The organism is Seohaeicola nanhaiensis (assembly GCF_042654245.1).
Taxonomy (GTDB): Bacteria; Pseudomonadota; Alphaproteobacteria; order Rhodobacterales; family Rhodobacteraceae; genus Seohaeicola_A; species Seohaeicola_A nanhaiensis.
The window spans coordinates 33,865-49,549 of record NZ_JBHSGI010000032.1 but is presented as its reverse complement, the minus strand read 5'-3'; the positions used below and the strand labels follow the sequence as shown (position 1 = coordinate 49,549).

Sequence of the window (15,685 nt, the reverse complement as noted above, 5' to 3'; positions counted from 1 at the left end):
CATGTGCGGTCATCGGAACTTCCCAAGGCAGAGTTGAGATTGGGTGAAACTGGGGCAATTCTCATGGTTTACTCGCCTTTGGTCAGCATTACCCCCCAAATCTCGATGGGTTATGTGGCTTTTCTGCGAGCCTTTATCGGTAACAATGTGTCTCGGCCGTGGCGGGGAAGGGGCTTGGCGCAATCTCGCCGACATGTCCCGGGCGGGCCGGCGACGCCTGGGCCGCCCGAGGGCGCCGGCTGCGGGCCGCGGCCAGAACGGGGCCCTTGCGCCTCCCTCTGGCGCCGGGCGGGACGAACCAGAAACCTGTTCATAATCCGGGATAAGATGGCTATGCTCGGAATCGCTCGCCGTCACTCGTGATCCCCGGTGAGGCCGATCAGAAGGTTCGGAAGCGGATTTCAGGCCAAGTATGCTGTTTACCGAACTAGAGTTCTGGGCATTTTTTCTTGTTGTCATGGTGGCCTACGTCCTGCTGCCCCACCGCGGGCAGAACCGGATGCTGCTGGTGGCCAGCTACGTGTTCTACGGCGCCTGGGACTGGCGCTTTCTCGGCCTGATCCTGCTCAGTACGGGGATCGACTATCTCGTCGCCCTCAGGATCCGCCAGGAGAGCGACGACCTGCGGCGGCGCCATTGGCTGATGGTCTCGCTTGCGGCCAATCTCGGCATGCTCGCGATCTTCAAATACCTCGGCTTCTTCGTCGACTCCTTCCAGGAGCTGCTGGGCTGGGCCGGCTATCACCCCGATCCCGTGATGCTGGCGATCGTGCTGCCGGTCGGGATCTCCTTCTATACCTTCCAGACGCTCAGCTACACGATCGACGTCTACCGCCGGGAACTGGAGCCCTCGCGGGACTTCCTCGATTTCGCGCTGTTCGTGGCCTTCTTCCCGCAGCTCGTTGCCGGCCCGATCGAACGGGCCTCCAATCTGCTGCCCAACATCCAGAACCCCAGGGTGCTGAGCTGGGAGGCGCTGCGGCGGGGGGCGGTGCTCTGCATGACCGGGCTGATCAAGAAGGTGGTCATCGCCGATGGCGTGGCCCCCTCGGTCGACGCCATATACTCCAGCCCCGACCCGTCCCGGCTGGATATCCTCTTCGCCACCTGGCTGTTCGCGATCCAGATCTACTGCGATTTCTCGGGATATACCGATATCGCGCGGGGCGTGGCCAAGATGATGGGGTTCCATCTGATGCGCAATTTCGCGCAGCCCTATTTCGCCACCGATCCTCAGGAGTTCTGGCGGCGCTGGCACATCAGCCTGTCGACCTGGTTGCGCGACTATCTCTACATCTCCCTCGGCGGGAACCGCGGAGGACGCTGGAAGACCTACCGGAACCTGATGGCGACGATGGTGCTGGGCGGGCTCTGGCATGGGGCGGCCTGGAATTTCGTCCTCTGGGGGTTCTACCAGGGCGCGTTGCTGGCGGGGCACCGTGCGCTTGCCGGCCGCTGGGGCGGTCCGGGCCGCCGCCCCGCCGGCCTGGGCCGGCTGCTGTGGAAGGGCCTGGCCATCGCCGTGTTTTTCCAGATCGTCTGCTACGGGTGGCTGCTGTTCCGGGCCCGCTCGTTCGAGCAGATCACCGAGTTCACCGGCCGGCTGGCGGGCGTGCTTCCTGCGCCGGCCATGCTGTCGATGCCGGTGCCTCCGGCCGCGAGCCTGCTGGGGATCGCGGTTCTGTTCCTCTGGGACGCCGCGATCGAACGCCGCGGCGACGTCCAGTTCTACGCCCGCTGGCCGATGGTCGTGCGGGCCGGTCTCTATGCGGGGATGATCTATCTCCTGGCGTTCGGGGCAACCACGGCCACGAGTGCCTTTATCTATTTCCAGTTCTGAGGTGGGGCGATGAGACAGACGTTCGGGGTTCTTGCGCTGACGCTGCTTCTGCTGGTGGTGCTGGACGGGCTGGTGGCCGCGGGCCTCGCGGGCGCGAGATCTCTGGGCAGGCTCAACGGACTTGTCCAGTATTTCGAATACGGCCGCTCGGTGCCCGGCAAGCTGGCCCGGTGGGAGGCGACCCCCGGCGTGCCCGGCAATCTCTTCGACGTCGCCTGGCGTCCGGATATCCTGGCCCAGTCGCAGGAGGCCTTCAGGGCGGAACCCGAGGACATCGGGCCGGTGCTGCGCAACTACGGCATGTCCTTCAGCCACCACATCGTCCAGGCCGCGGTGGCCGAGGATCCCGGGCTCAGGGACGACGAGCATGGCGGCCCCGCGGCGCCGCCGAACTTCACCTTTGCGCTGTTCGAGGAGGACCGCGGCAACCGGCGCCGGGGAGATATCGTCGTGCTTGGCATCCTGTCCTCCTCGGTGCCGGCCCTCGCAGCCCTCAGCAACCGGACTTGGGTGTTCGAGCAGCCCGCGCCCTTCACCTATCCGATCTACCTGCCCGACGGGCCGGACGCCCTGCGCCGGATCGAGCCGCTGGTGAACAGCGCGAGTGCCGAGCGGGGACTTGCCCGCGATCCGGCCCAGGCCCAGGCCTGGCGCGACCAGCTGAGCGCGCAGGATGCGTTCTACGGGCCGCTCACCTTCGGCCTGCCGGCGCTCGATGCCTCGCCCTTCCTGCGTCTGGTGCGACGCTCGCTCGCGATCTCGCATGTGGACAGGACCAAGGCCGCCGTCCTCGGGGGCGGTTATCCGCACGCCGACGTGCTGCGGCGCATGGTGCGCCTCTTTGCCGAGACCGCGAAAGAGGATGGCCAACTGCCCGTGGTGCTGCTGATCCAGTCGCGCCAGGCGACGGATGTCGATCTGGCCGCCGAACTCGTGCCCGCGCTGAAAGCCGGGCAGATTCCCTATCTCGCCACGGCCGACGAGGTGGATCCGCGCGACCCCGCCGCCTTCCTGCCGGACGGCCACTACACGCCGGAGGCCAATCGCCGGTTCGGCAGGGCGCTGCTCGACCTCATCGCCCGGGAGCGCGCGTCTTGAAGTATCGTTCAGAAATCGACGGATTGCGCTCGGTCGCCGTCCTGCCCGTCATCCTGTTCCATGCCGGGCTCGACCTGTTTTCCGGCGGCTTCGTCGGGGTCGACATATTCTTCGTCATTTCCGGCTATCTGATCACCACCATCATCGTCGAGCGGCTGGACGGACCGGGCTTTTCGATCGTCGATTTCTACGCGCGCCGGGCCCGGCGGATCCTGCCGGCCTTGGCCCTGATCGTGGCCGTGACGACGCCCTTTGCCTGGATCTGGATGCTGCCGAGCGAGTTCAAGGACTACAGCCAGAGCGTGGCGGCGGTCAGTCTCTTCGCCTCCAACTTCCTGTTCTGGATCGAGAGCGGCTATTTCGCGGCGGCCGCCGAGGCAAAGCCGCTGCTGCATACCTGGAGCCTGGCGGTGGAGGAGCAGTACTACCTGTTCTTCCCGCTGCTCCTGATGCTGTTCTGGCGTCGCTCCTGGCGCTTTTCGGTGGTCCTGCTGGCCGTGATCCTGGTGCTGAGCCTGGCCGCGTCCGAGGTGCTCTGGCGCAAGGCGCCGGATGCCAATTTCTACCTGCTGCCCAGCCGGGCCTGGGAGTTGATGGCCGGCTCGCTCTGCGCGATCTGGGTCCTGCGCAACGGCACGGGATCCAATGGCGTGCTGGCGGGGGCAGGCCTGCTGTCGCTGATCGTCAGCATCTTCCTCTTCGACGAGAGCACGCCGTTCCCCTCGCTCTTCGCCCTCCTGCCGGTGGTGGGAACCGCGCTGATCCTGGTCTTCAGCCGGGGCACGGCGGTGGCGCGGCTGCTGTCGATGCGGATTCCGGTGGGGATCGGCCTGATCAGCTACAGTGCCTATCTCTGGCACCAGCCGCTGCTGGCGCTGGCCCGGGTGCGCGATCCCCTGCCGCCGCCGGTCTGGGTGATGGTGGCGCTCGGCCTGCTGTCGCTGCCGCTGGCCTGGCTCAGCTGGCGTTTCGTCGAGCAGCCGGCGCGCCACAGGAAGATGGCGGCCTGGAAGGTCGTCGCCGGGGCAGGGGCGGGATCCCTGACGGTCTGCGCCCTGGGGGCCTGGCTCAGCCTCTCCAGCCTGCAGGCCGACTATTTCCGGGCGCATATCGCGCCGATGAACCACGGCCTGCTGGCGCGGATCACCGAGATGCCCCGCATCTCGCATGGCCCCGTGGCCGATCCCGGCCCCTGCCGGTTCTATGCCGAGGACGATTTCAGCGATCCGGTCCGCAAGCGGTTCGAGGACTGTGCCGCGCAATACGGCGGCGCCCTGGTGATCTTCGGCGACTCGCATTCGCTGGACGTCTACAACGGCCTGATTCATGCGATGGACTATCCCTTCATCGTCGGCTTCGGGCAGGGACAGTGCCGCCCTGCAATGGCCGAGGGTGCCTGCGGGGGCTCGCCGCTGGCGCGCTTCCTGACCGAGGAAGCCCGCCACATCGCCCTTGGACTCTATGCCCAGGCGGGGTTCTGGCTGTTTACCGATGCCGAAGGGCAGGCGCGGGCGCGGGCGCTGTTCGACGCCGGCGAGATCGACGTCCGGCTCAACCTGCCCGCCATCGAGCGCGCCATAGGGGGGCTGGCCGCCCTGCGCGGAGAGGTTCCGGTGATCTGGCTCGGCCCCCGGCTCGAACCCCATGTCCCGCCCGATACCCTGCTGAAGATCGACTGCGACCAGGCCTCCGAGGCGTTGCGCCTGCCCGCCGCGCAGCTGCGCGCCTTTGCCGACCTCGATGCCTATCTGGCCGAGGCAGTGCAGCAGGCCGGTCTCGGCTATCTCTCGGAACAGGCTCTGATCGGCCTGGATCCGGGGCGGGACATCTTCGACTGCGACGGGCTCTACTGGTCGGACAGCGACCACTGGTCGCCGCAGGGCGAGGACAGGTTCGGCCGCCGCATCGCCCCGGCGGTCGACGCCGCCCTGCGCGACGGTCTCGGCCGGGGGAACTGAGGCCGCGCGCCCTGCTTTCGAATTATTAGAACAATGAGCGGAAGGTGCAGGGCTCAGACGCCCATCGCATCTTCAGGCAGGATCTTTTCCCGGCACGGCGACCCCGTGTCCGCCGGTCTGGTGGTGCGATGCCGAACCCCAGGAAAGGATTCGCCTTGGCCGATCGTTTCAGCCGTCATGTCAGCGGGATCAACAGCCCGCCCTCCCACATCTTTCCGGTGACGCCCGATGACGGGCGATCCCGCGTCAGGATGCACGGATCGGCGTCGATCTGCTGAAGCATGACTTCGACGGCGATATCGTGGTGGTCTACGATCGGACGAAAGCCGGCGTCACCCAGCGCGTCACGGCGACCTGCGTGTATCAGCCGGACCCCCTCGGTAAGTCGCCCGGCAACCAGGCAATGATCCGGCGTGACTGGTCGACCAGGGAGCTTCCCGGCACCGTCCCCGGTGACAGCGTTGACCTGGACGGGCATGTCATCGGCTGGAACATCACGCCACCCCCTGAACGACTTCACGTTCGGCGCTGGCAGCGGCTTCGCGTGACGGCGGGCTTCCTCGATCCGAAGGGGACAATCGTCACGGACGCCGGCGGGCGCGATGTGGCGGTCAAGAACGCGGAAAGTTCTATGTTCCCGGCTATGACTCGGCCAATCGGCTGAGCGTGGACGCGCTGCAGGTGCGCTTCATGAACCGCGGCACCGTCATCAGCGGCATTGACCTGACCGCGCGCTACCGCTCCGAGGTGCTGCTGGGATACGATAACGCATCCTTCATCCTGTCGGCGGGTCGCAGCCTGACGATTATGGGCAAGAGCCTCGTCGGCTTCGACGGCGCGGTCGGTGGCATCTCGATCCTGATCCTGATCCTGGCAGCCGGCTCCACGCTGCACTTCAGGCCGACCGTCCGGCTGACGATGACCGGGCTCACGGCACCGAATAGTCGTATGGTCCTTCCCAATATCAGCTCGACCGTCTCGAACGGCAGCGGCGCCACCGGCCTCGTGATGGACTGGCAGTATCGCCTCGGGACCAGCGCGGTGTTCACCGTCCAGATCGTGACGGGCGCCTTCGCACCCTCGGACGCCCTGACCTGCGACGACAGCCAGTTCGAGTTCAACTACAGCCATGGTCTGGCCGGTGTCGGCACGATCTCGGCGATCAGCACAGTGGAGCTTGGCCGGCTCGCAAAATTCCGCTCGGGGCTGAATGGAACGGCCGCGCCCGATTTGACCGCGCCCGTGGTTCTGGGCGGCACGCTTGCCCCGGACGTGACCGCACTAGCCGATGGCAGCTATACCCAGATCGACGTGGACGGCAGCTTTGACAATGTAGTCCCGGCCGGGACTGGCCGCACGATCGAGGTGAACAGGACCGTCACGACCGTGACAATGGTGCTAGGGACCGGGACGACGGCGGTGACGAAAACACCTAGATCATCCGAAACAGCTGCTCGATGCGATGCTTCCAGTCGTGCCTGGATGTGATTTGATCGACGTTACGCTCGCGGATGTCCCGTAGCCTCGCCCTGTCCCGGGACAGGGCGAGGATGAACTCCACCGCCTCTTTCGGATCATCCGGCGCCTGTATGGTCGCGTCTTGCCAACCGATAATTTCATCAGCCTCGGGCGTCAGGGGGCGTTTCCCCACGACGACGCAGCCGGCGGCCAGCGATTCCAGCCAGCGCTGGCCCACGATGGAGAACGGAAAGCGCGCTTGGTGCGAGGTCCAGGGATCGTAGGCCAGGGCAATCTCTGAGTTCTGTGCGATTTTCCAGAACTGCCGGCGGTGTGCGTGGAAGTCGAGAATCGAGCGGATTTCCATATGATCGGTATGATAGAGCAAACCGTCCCTGTTCGGGGCGTTCAGCGCGACGGAAAGGGCCGCGGTCAGGCCTTCTGGCTGCCTGCCATAGGCGAGCGCAGTGATGGGTCTTTCGGCGTTCATGCCGTTGACCAAGGAACTGTCCACCCCAAGCGGAAGGTGCAGCACGAGTTTCCGGTCGTCTGGCGAAAAGCTGTCGATCGAATCTCGGAACGGGATGACGAGGTGATCGCAGACACCGGCCAGCGAAAACTGCCTGAGCAGGGCAGATTTCAGCCGCCGCGACCGATCGTTGAAAAAATCGGGGACCGTCCAGGCATCGAAAATGTAGCATACGACCGTGGCGCCTCTCGCCCGCAGCTCATTCAGGTACTTCCGGTGAACCCCAAGCCTGCTTGCCTTTATGGCGCAGAAGAAGGCCACGGACCTGCTGACGTCGCCTTTCGGTAAGGGCTCGTTTGGTAACACGAGTCGCCCACCGAATGCGCGCACCAAGACATCCTCCATTTCGACAACGCAGCACATCGCCGGTGATCGCTCGAAATTTCGTTCACTTACAACGATGATATCTTTCAATTTCAGTCCCCCATTGGACGATTGGGACAGGTTGGCGATTCTCGCAAGGGCATATTGGATGCGCCAAAGCGGACCAGGACAATCTTTCCAGCCGGAGATCCCGACAGGTCCGGTGTGATATGCCGTGAGCGCGCCAACCGCCTTCCGTGCTGGCGCGGCCCTGCCCGGATCGCCCTTGCTCCCTGCGCCTTCGGCAATTATGAGTTCCGGACTCTCGTCCAGATATGCAGGGCCGGGAGCAGGGCAGGCGCGGAAGAGGTCGGGATTTTGGCAGAGCTCGGACCCAGGATAGGGTATCTCATTCCCGAGTTTCCCGGTCAGACCCATTCTTTCTTCTGGCGGGAAATCCTGGCACTTCAGGCGCGTCACGGGTACCCTGTCCGGATCTTCTCCACCCGCATGCCGATCCGCAGCGTGATGCATGACTGGGTCGTCAATGCGCAGGCACAGTATCTCTTTCCCCTGCCGCCCGCCAGCTGGCCGCTGGTTCTGGGCGGCCTGCTGGCACGCGGCGGCCGCGTCCTGTCCCAGCCCGATGCCCGCCGCACCCTGCGGCGACGTCAGACATGGCCCTTGCTGGTGCTGGCTGGCCGTCTCGGGCAGCTCTGCCGGAGAGAGGGTATCACCCATCTGCATGTCCATTCCTGTGCGAACTCGGCCCTGATCGCCGCCTTCTGCCACCTGCTTTACGGTCTGCCCTACAGCCTGGTGCTGCATGGCCCGGTCGAGGACTATGGCCCGGACCAGGACTTCAAGTGGGCCCGCGCCCGCTTTGGCTTCGTGATTACGGAAAAGCTCAGGCAGGAGATGACCGCGATGCTGCCCTCGGTGGCCGGGCGGTGCCGGATTGCCCCGATGGGTGTGGACACCGACCATTTCAGCCCGCAGCCCGGTGATCGCCCCGAGGGCCGGCCCTTTCGGTGGTTCTGCTGTGCACGGCTGAACCGGGTCAAGGGATACGACGTGCTTCTCGACGCCCTGGAAGCGATCCGGCGGGACCGGCCGGAGCTGGCGTGGGAGCTCTTCGTCGCCGGCGAGGACGAGCAGGGCGGGCAGGGCTACCGGCGCGAACTGGAAGCGCGCATCGCCCGCGCCGGACTGGCCGACAGGGTGACGCTGCTCGGGGCGGTCACGCAGCAGGAGGTGCTGGACCAGCTTCACGCCGCCGACGGTTTCGTTCTGGCCAGCTGGGCCGAGCCGCTGGGGGTCGCCTATATGGAGGCGATGGCCTGCGGCGTGCCCACCATCGGCACGGCGGCCGGGGGCGTGCTGGAACTGATCGAGAGCGGCCGCGACGGTCTGCTGGTCCCACCGAAGGACAGTCCGGCGCTGGCCGCGGCCCTGCTGCGGCTGATGCGCGAGCCCGAGCTGCGCGACACTCTCGCCCGCCAGGGCCGCGCGCGGATCGTCGAGAGCTTCGGCGCCAGCCGCAGCGCCGACGCTCTGGCCGAAGCGCTGCACGATTTCGGCTGATCGCAGTCATGCTGGAAAAGGGCCGCTTTCCCGTTGTCTCCTGCGCCGCGGCCGCCATGGCCTGCAGCGCGACTGTCTGCTCCCCCCCGCGGGCAGGGTCGTCTCGGGAAACGACCGGATGGGAACGATGATGGATCAGGTGCCGAACACGACTCTGACCGCCTACGACCACTATCGGAGCGTCCGGTTCTTTGGCTCCCTGAACGGGCTGCGCTGCCTGTGCATCGGCATGGTGCTCTGGCATCACAGCCCGCTTCTGGGCAGTCTCGAGGCCCCGCCCAAGTTCCTGACTCGAGGATTTCTGGGGGTGGATTTCTTCTTCGTGCTCAGCGGCTTTCTCATCACCACCCTGCTGTTGCGTGAGGAAAGCCGGACCCGGGCGATTTCCCTGAAGGATTTCTACCTGCGACGCGCTCTGCGGATCATTCCGGCCTATTTCCTGCTGGTGACAGCCATGTCGCTGTACTGGGTCTGGTACAAGGGAATGGATGAACTGGCGCCCCTGGTGCCCTATTACTATCTCTTCCTGGCGAACATGCTGATCGGCGATATCCCTATGCTGACGGTCACATGGTCCCTGTCGGTGGAGGAACAGTATTACCTCGTGTGGCCCCTGCTGCTGTCGCTGCTGGCGCCCCGGCTCCGCATCCCCGCCCTGTTGCTGCTGCTCGGCCTCTGCGTCGCCACCGCCACCGGAGTTATGGCCGCGATGGGCTTCAGTCCCATCCGCAGCGAACATGCCGTCTGGGCGCTGCCGGCCGCCAGTTTCGGCGCCATCCTCTGCGGCACCCTGACCGCCGTTCTCCTGCACGATCCGCGCGGGTTCCGGATGCTCTACGCCCTCTGCGGCGCGCGCATCGCCCCGGCCTGCCTGTTTGCCGCCCTGGTCGTCGTTCTGGCGGTTCTCCCCGCCGATCTGACCGGTCTGCCCTTCCTGCTGGTGCATTTGACGATGGCGTTCTGCCTGGCCGCCCTGGTGGTGCGCGAGGATCACCGGTTGGCGCCGCTTTTCTCCTGGGCGCCGGTCGCCCGGATCGGAGAAATCAGCTACGGCATCTACCTCTATCACCTGATCGCCCGCCATGTCGGGGTCGAGGGCGCCGCAGTCCTGGGCCTACCCCCCGCTCTGGCCGAAACCATCGCCACAGCCATCTTCGTGGCTGGGGCGATCCTCATCGCGGAGATCAGCTTCCGAACACTGGAGCGCTTCTTCCTCAGCCTCAAGCCCGGCCCGAAGGTCCGGCGCGGGGACCGCCCCGCCGCCCGCTGACGGGCCGCCTTACCGGGTGCGGGCCGGCGGGGGCGCGGTCTGCCCGGCCTCGATCTCGGCCACCGCGCGGGCCTTGCCCCTGAACAGAGCCCGGCGCTGGTAGGCGCGGATGAAGGCCACCAGTTCGGGATCGTCAAGCTGGCGGTCACCCCGCATCCAGGCCTGCACATAGCCCTGCAGCATCGCCAGCCCGCCCAGCACGAAGGGACGCTCGCCCATCCGGAAGACGCAGGTGGCGAGGTAATAGAGTGGGTCCGATCCCATGAACCACTGCCCGTAGCCATGCCGCCGCTTGCCGGTCCAGATCGAGGTCTGCGACGAGCCCATGGGACGCAGGTGCTCGAAGTTCAGATCAGGATGGTCCCAGCTTGCCGCGCGCCAGCCGAGCATGCGCGCCTTGTGGCAGTCGATGGCGTCCCACATCACCTCGCGGACATAGCCGCCGATCGCCTCGAAGCATGCGCGCCGGTAGAACTTGGTCATGCCCACGCTCATCTCGTCGCCGCGCCGTTCCGAGATCAGCTTGCCGCCATGGCGTACGTAGGGCTTGCCCGAACAGGTGCCAAGCCGCGGGTCCGCCTCCATCCGTTCGATCAGCGTCTCGAAATAGCGAGGCGGCAGATCGAGATCGAGATCGAGCTTGCAGGAATAGGCGAAGTCGGCGGGGTCGATGGTGTCATAGCCGACGTAGAAGGCTTCGATCACGCCGGGGCCGACGGCGCGGTGGCCGCGGTCGGGCTTTTTCACCACGCGGATCCAGTCGTGGCGCGCCGCATACTCGGCCAGGATCTGGGGCGTCGCGTCGGTCGAGCCGTCGTCGACGATCACCCAGAGCGCTGGGGTCAGCGTCTGCGCGACCACGCTGTCGAGCGTGCGGCGCATGTAATCCGCCTCGTTGCGGCAGGGGGAGATCAGTACATAGGCGCGTGGGTCGATCATGTCCTGGCGCTCGGGCATTAGGGGCATGACCGAGGAACTAGAGGAAGGTTGCGCCGGAAATCAATGCCCTATCGGGGGAAGCGCGGCGAAGCGGCCATCCTGTGCTTCCGGCACAGCCTCTCCGGTCCTGCCGGGGGTCGCCTTCCCCGTGACGATCGGCTATGCCGTGGCCCGACCGGATCGAACATATTTCGCGCATGACGGTGCCGGTCGTCCGGGATGCCGCGGGGACGTCCAAGTTTCGGCCCTTTTATGCCTCTCTGGAAGGTTATATTCTGGGAGCATACTTCCGGAAGAGCAGGCCGATGGATCCCGGCGGCAAGAGAGACGGGAACACGCAACGATGAACTGGCCGACCTGCCTCACCGACGAGACCCGCAGCGCCGTGACGGTCAATGTCGCGTCGCGCGCGGAGCTGCTGGCTGATCTGTGCGCGAGACTGGAGAACCGGCAGGGGTTCACCCTGGCCACGCTCAATCTCGATCACGTCGTCAAGCTGCGCCGGCAGCCGGATTTTGCGGCCGCCTATCTACGCCACAGCCATGTCACGGCGGATGGAAACCCGATCCGCTGGCTGGAAGGCCTGGCGGGGCGGCAGATCGATCTGGTGACGGGATCCGATCTGATCAATCCCCTCGTTGCGCTGGCGGCCGAGCTTGGCGTTTCGATCGCGCTTCTGGGCTCGACCGATGAGGCGCTGCAGGCGGCGGCGAAGGCGCTGTCGCGGCGCTATCCCGATCTGAAGGTGGCGGCCCTCATCGCGCCGGCTATGGGGTTCGATCCCACCGGTCCGGATGCCGATGCCTGTCTCACCCGTCTCGGGGCTTCGGGCGCGGGGCTGTGCTTCCTCGCTCTGGGAGCGCCGAAGCAGGAGCGCTTCGCGGCTCATGCGCAGGAGGTTCTGCCGCACATGGGCTTCGTGTCGATCGGCGCCGGACTCGATTTCATCGCCGGGCGTCAGCGCCGCGCGCCACGGATCGTGCGGCGCCTGGCGGCAGAGTGGCTGTGGCGGCTGGTTCATGATCCGCGGCGGATGGGCCGGCGCTATGCGGAATGTTTCGCCGTCCTGCCGGGTCTGGTGGTCGTCGCGCTGAAGTCCCGCCGAGCCGGCCTGCCTGAGGAGGAGCCGCGATGACAGGTACCGGGGGCGCCACGAACATCCAGAAGACCCGCCGATGATTCCGCCTCTGGCCGTCATCTTCGCCTGGCCGCTGGCGGGAATTGCCTTCTTCCGTTCGATGCCGTTGCCGATTGCGGTCTGCTGGTGCATCGTTGCCGGTTACCTCTTCCTGCCCACGCAGGTGGCCTTCGATCTCCCGATCCTGCCGTCAGTCGACAAGAATTCGATGCCCAGCCTGGTGGCCCTGGTCGCAATCCTGATCCTGGTGGGCAAAACCAAGGTCCAGGATGGGGCCGTCGTACTCAGGGGCTGGCTGCCCGCCAACCCGATTCTCCTCTTGCTTTGCTTGGGGCTCCTGGCCAGCGCAGCCCTGACCGTTCTCTCCAATACCGACCCGCTCCCGATCGGGGGGGGCGTCGTCCTGCCCGGTCTCAGAACCTACGATGCGCTCGCGGCGGTGCTGAGCACGATCATCGAACTGCTGCCCTTCCTGATTGCCCGCCGCCTGCTGGGCCATCCCCAGCAGCATCGCAATCTCCTGCGGATCCTCTGCTTGGCCGGGCTCATATACTCCGTCCCGATCCTCTTCGAGGTTCGCTTCTCGCCGCAGCTGAACCAGATGATCTATGGATTTTTTCCGCACAGCTGGATCCAGCATATCCGCGGGGGGCACTACCGTCCTCTGGTTTTCTTGGAGCATGGGTTGTGGCTGGCCATCTTCATGGCGGGAACGGTGCTGTCCGCCTTCACGATGTTCCGTATCGCGATACCGGAGAGCCGCGGAAAATACCTTGCCGCCGGTCTCTGGTTGCTGCTGATCCTTTACCTCTGCCGCTCGCTCGGCAGTCTTGCAATTGGTCTGATGTTCACTTCTATCCTGCTGCTGATGAAGCCGCGTCTGCAGGTCGTCATTGCCGCCTGTTTCGTCGGTGTGATCATGCTCTATCCGCTTCTGCGCGGGGCTGGGTTGATACCGGTTGAGCGGGTAAACAATCTCGCAGCATCGATCAGCGAGGAGCGGTCGAGCTCCCTCCGGTTCCGCCTGTTGAACGAGGAGCGTCTGCTTGAGAAGGCGAACCAGCGGCCCGTGTTCGGTTGGGGGGGCTGGGGGCGCAGTCTGCTCTATCGCGAGGACGCTAGCCTGAGTTCCACGACGGACGGATTCTGGATTATCGCGATCGGCCGGGACGGGTGGATCGGATATCTCTGCCGATTCGGACTGCTGGGAATTCCCATCATCCTGTTGGCCATCCGGCAAAGGCGCTATACTCTGCTGCCGGAAACGGCCGGGGTCTGTCTGATCCTGACGGCGAACATGGTCGACCTCATTCCGAATGCCTCCCTGACGCAGATCACTTGGCTTCTGGCGGGCGCGCTGGCAGGACGCCTGGAACTGACAGGCCGGGAGGTGGAAGCCGGACATGCGGCGGATGAACCCGAGCAGGGGCTCAGGGAAGTGCGTTATTCCCGGTTCGGACACGACCGGCCGATGCCCTATCGTCTGCATCGCTCTTTCGAGGGACCGGAAAAGGCGGCCAAGCCGCCGGCGCAGGAGGAAGATGTGCGAGGAAGAGATGGGGTCAGACGCCACAGATAAGGGCCTGCCGGGCATCGCGGCGGTGGTGATCGGGCGCAATGAGGGCGCGCGCCTGCTGGCCTGCCTGGACTCGCTGAAGGGGGGCTTCTCTCCCGTCGTCTATGTCGATTCCGGTTCGACCGATGGCAGCCCGGCGGCGGCGGCGGCGACGGGCGCCGTGGTCGTCGCGCTGGACATGCGCGAGCCCTTCACTGCAGCGCGGGCGCGCAATGCCGGCTTCGAGGCCGCGATGCGCCGGGATCCTGCGCCTGCCCTAGTGCAGTTCATCGACGGGGACTGCAGCCTGCGCGACGGCTGGATCGGTGCGGCCACAGCTTTTCTCGCGGCGCGGCCGGAGGTCGCCGCGGTCTGTGGCCGGCGGCGCGAACGTCACCCCGAAGCTTCGCTCTACAACTGGCTGACCGATCGCGAATGGGACACGCCGGTCGGCGAGACACGCGCGTGTGGCGGCGACGTGCTGATGCGGAGTGCGGCGCTGCGGGCCGTGGGAGGTTACAATCCCGATCTGATCGCGGGCGAGGAACCGGAACTCTGCGTGCGTCTGCGCGCGGCGGGCTGGAAGATCTGGCGCCTCGATGCCGAGATGACCTGGCACGATGCGGCGCTGACCCGGTTCGCCCAGTGGTGGACCAGGATGCGGCGGGCCGGCCATGCCTATGCGGAAGGGGCGGCCCTGCACGGCGCCCCGCCCGAGCGTCACAATATCACCCGGCTGCGCCGTGCCCTGGTCTGGGGTGTCGCGCTGCCCCTGGTCCTGCTCGCCGGGCTGACAGTTACACCATGGGCTCTGCTGCTTGCCCTGCTCTGGCCGCTGAAGGTGCTGCGCCTGACCCTGCGGGGGTATCCGCCCCTGCATGCGCTGTTTCTGACGCTGGGGAGCTTTCCCGAGACAGCCGGCATACTGGGCTATGCCTGTGAACGGCTGGCCGGACGTCGGGGCGGCCTCATCGAATACAAGTGACGTCGGCTGTCAGCGCCCGATCACGGCCAGCAGGCGGTCGGTCGCATCGTCCCAGCGGTTGTGCGATGCGGTGTCGAAGGCAGCGTCGGACCAGGAGCGCCAATCCTGCGGAGACATCCGGGCGAACTCCAGGATGGCGGCGGCGAAGGCTTCGGGATCGTGGGGCAGTATCCGGCCATTGCGCCCGTCGATGAGATCAGGCGCGGCGCCGGCATCTGTGGCTAGCACTGGTGTGCGGCAGGCCATCGCCTCAAGGATAGGCAGGCCGAACCCTTCCTCTCTGCTCGGGAATAGCCACAGATCGCATGAGGCATAAAGTTGGGGAATATCCGCTTGGTCCGGGGCTTCATGATACTCCACCCAGTCCGGCAGGGGTAAGTCGGCCGAGATCGGTATGGCGCCGAATAACAGTGCCCGGAGACCAGGGTTGTGATGTCGGGCGCGTTCTAGAGCTTCGATGGCAAGCCGGATATTCTTCCGGGGTGCTGTCGCATAGAGAACACCAACCTTGAACTGTCGGTTCCGCTGCCTTGCTTGGACCGAGAAGTGCGTCAAATCGACAGCATTTGGGACCACCGCAATGTCTCCTTGCACGTCATGAGCCGCCAGAATCCTGTCACGGATATAGCTCGACACAGCGATCTTGCGGAGGTCGAGCGCATAGGTCGCGCTCACGCGATCGGCGGGCTGATTCTCGAAAAGTTCGTAATCCTGCAACAGATAGAATTTGCGACCCTTCGAGGCCGGTAAGGCGTTTACCCATTCTGCTGTTTGCCACCATGTCGCGACGACGATGTCACCATCGGGCACGTCGCGCTCAGCGACCATCTGCTCCGCTACGATTACGTGACGATCACCTAGAACGTCCAGCAGTGGCGTGAATGTCGGCGGCACCCAAGCCGGAATCCGTCTTAGCATCCGCTGGATCCGATAGCGCCAGCCCGATGGCCGGCGCGCTGGAACCGAAATGACGTGCACCACATGTCCCCGCTCATGTAGGATGCGGGCATATGTTGCCACGACACGGA

At 65.6% G+C, this 15,685-nt stretch carries 13 protein-coding genes; 10 read left to right on the top strand and 3 right to left on the bottom strand.

What is annotated here, in order from left to right; all coding sequences use genetic code 11:
- Window positions 1-412 precede the first annotated feature (412 nt).
- The 5 genes from ACFO5X_RS21040 to ACFO5X_RS21020 all read left to right on the top strand — a co-directional run bounded on the left by ACFO5X_RS21040 (window position 413) and on the right by ACFO5X_RS21020 (window position 6,384).
- Window positions 413-1,840: an MBOAT family O-acyltransferase gene (locus ACFO5X_RS21040; RefSeq protein ID WP_380720940.1), complete on the top strand. Its 1,428-nt coding sequence runs from the start codon at window positions 413-415 to the stop codon at window positions 1,838-1,840.
- Window positions 1,841-1,849: 9 nt separating this feature from the next.
- Complete coding sequence (locus ACFO5X_RS21035; protein WP_380720937.1) at window positions 1,850-2,938, top strand: hypothetical protein; 1,089 nt, start codon at window positions 1,850-1,852, stop codon at window positions 2,936-2,938.
- Complete coding sequence (locus ACFO5X_RS21030) at window positions 2,935-4,896, top strand: acyltransferase family protein (RefSeq protein WP_380720934.1); 1,962 nt, start codon at window positions 2,935-2,937, stop codon at window positions 4,894-4,896. The genes ACFO5X_RS21035 and ACFO5X_RS21030 overlap by 4 nt, the downstream gene beginning before the upstream one ends.
- 301 nt (window positions 4,897-5,197) lie before the next feature.
- The gene (locus ACFO5X_RS21025) at window positions 5,198-5,560 is read left to right on the top strand and encodes a hypothetical protein (RefSeq protein ID WP_380720931.1); all 363 of its coding nucleotides are present in this window, start codon (window positions 5,198-5,200) and stop codon (window positions 5,558-5,560) included.
- Between the two features lie 17 nt (window positions 5,561-5,577).
- The gene (locus tag ACFO5X_RS21020; protein ID WP_380720926.1) at window positions 5,578-6,384 is read left to right on the top strand and encodes a hypothetical protein; all 807 of its coding nucleotides are present in this window, start codon (window positions 5,578-5,580) and stop codon (window positions 6,382-6,384) included.
- Here the strand turns inward: ACFO5X_RS21020 and ACFO5X_RS21015 are convergent.
- Window positions 6,329-7,666, bottom strand: coding sequence for a glycosyltransferase (locus tag ACFO5X_RS21015; RefSeq protein ID WP_380720923.1), 1,338 nt, complete (start codon window positions 7,664-7,666; stop codon window positions 6,329-6,331). The genes ACFO5X_RS21020 and ACFO5X_RS21015 overlap by 56 nt on opposite strands.
- Here ACFO5X_RS21015 and epsE point away from each other — a divergent pair.
- On the top strand, window positions 7,565-8,770 hold the full coding sequence (gene epsE / locus ACFO5X_RS21010) for an exopolysaccharide biosynthesis GT4 family glycosyltransferase EpsE (RefSeq protein WP_380720919.1): 1,206 nt from the start codon (window positions 7,565-7,567) through the stop codon (window positions 8,768-8,770). The two genes, ACFO5X_RS21015 and epsE, sit on opposite strands and share 102 nt — an antisense overlap.
- A gap of 118 nt (window positions 8,771-8,888) precedes the next feature.
- Window positions 8,889-10,040 carry an acyltransferase family protein gene (locus ACFO5X_RS21005; RefSeq protein ID WP_380720914.1) on the top strand — a complete coding sequence of 384 codons (1,152 nt, stop codon included), beginning with the start codon at window positions 8,889-8,891 and terminating at the stop codon, window positions 10,038-10,040.
- A 9-nt stretch (window positions 10,041-10,049) separates the two neighbouring features.
- Here the strand turns inward: ACFO5X_RS21005 and ACFO5X_RS21000 are convergent, their stop codons facing one another.
- A complete protein-coding gene (locus tag ACFO5X_RS21000) occupies window positions 10,050-10,979 on the bottom strand; it encodes a glycosyltransferase family 2 protein (protein WP_380720911.1) in 930 nt (309 codons plus the stop codon).
- A gap of 343 nt (window positions 10,980-11,322) precedes the next feature.
- On the opposite strand from ACFO5X_RS21000, the gene ACFO5X_RS20995 reads away from it, so the two are divergent.
- From ACFO5X_RS20995 to ACFO5X_RS20985, 3 genes are read left to right on the top strand one after another with little or no spacing between them, the layout of a single operon-like run.
- The gene (locus tag ACFO5X_RS20995) at window positions 11,323-12,114 is read left to right on the top strand and encodes a WecB/TagA/CpsF family glycosyltransferase (protein ID WP_380720908.1); all 792 of its coding nucleotides are present in this window, start codon (window positions 11,323-11,325) and stop codon (window positions 12,112-12,114) included.
- A 40-nt stretch (window positions 12,115-12,154) separates the two neighbouring features.
- Window positions 12,155-13,696, top strand: coding sequence for a hypothetical protein (locus tag ACFO5X_RS20990; RefSeq protein ID WP_380720903.1), 1,542 nt, complete (start codon window positions 12,155-12,157; stop codon window positions 13,694-13,696).
- A complete protein-coding gene (locus ACFO5X_RS20985) occupies window positions 13,674-14,657 on the top strand; it encodes a glycosyltransferase family 2 protein (RefSeq protein WP_380720900.1) in 984 nt (327 codons plus the stop codon). Before ACFO5X_RS20990 ends, ACFO5X_RS20985 begins: the two co-directional genes overlap by 23 nt.
- 9 nt (window positions 14,658-14,666) lie before the next feature.
- Here ACFO5X_RS20985 and ACFO5X_RS20980 read toward each other — a convergent pair whose 3' ends face one another.
- Window positions 14,667-15,575, bottom strand: coding sequence for a glycosyltransferase family 4 protein (locus ACFO5X_RS20980; RefSeq protein ID WP_380720897.1), 909 nt, complete (start codon window positions 15,573-15,575; stop codon window positions 14,667-14,669).
- Window positions 15,576-15,685 lie beyond the last annotated feature (110 nt).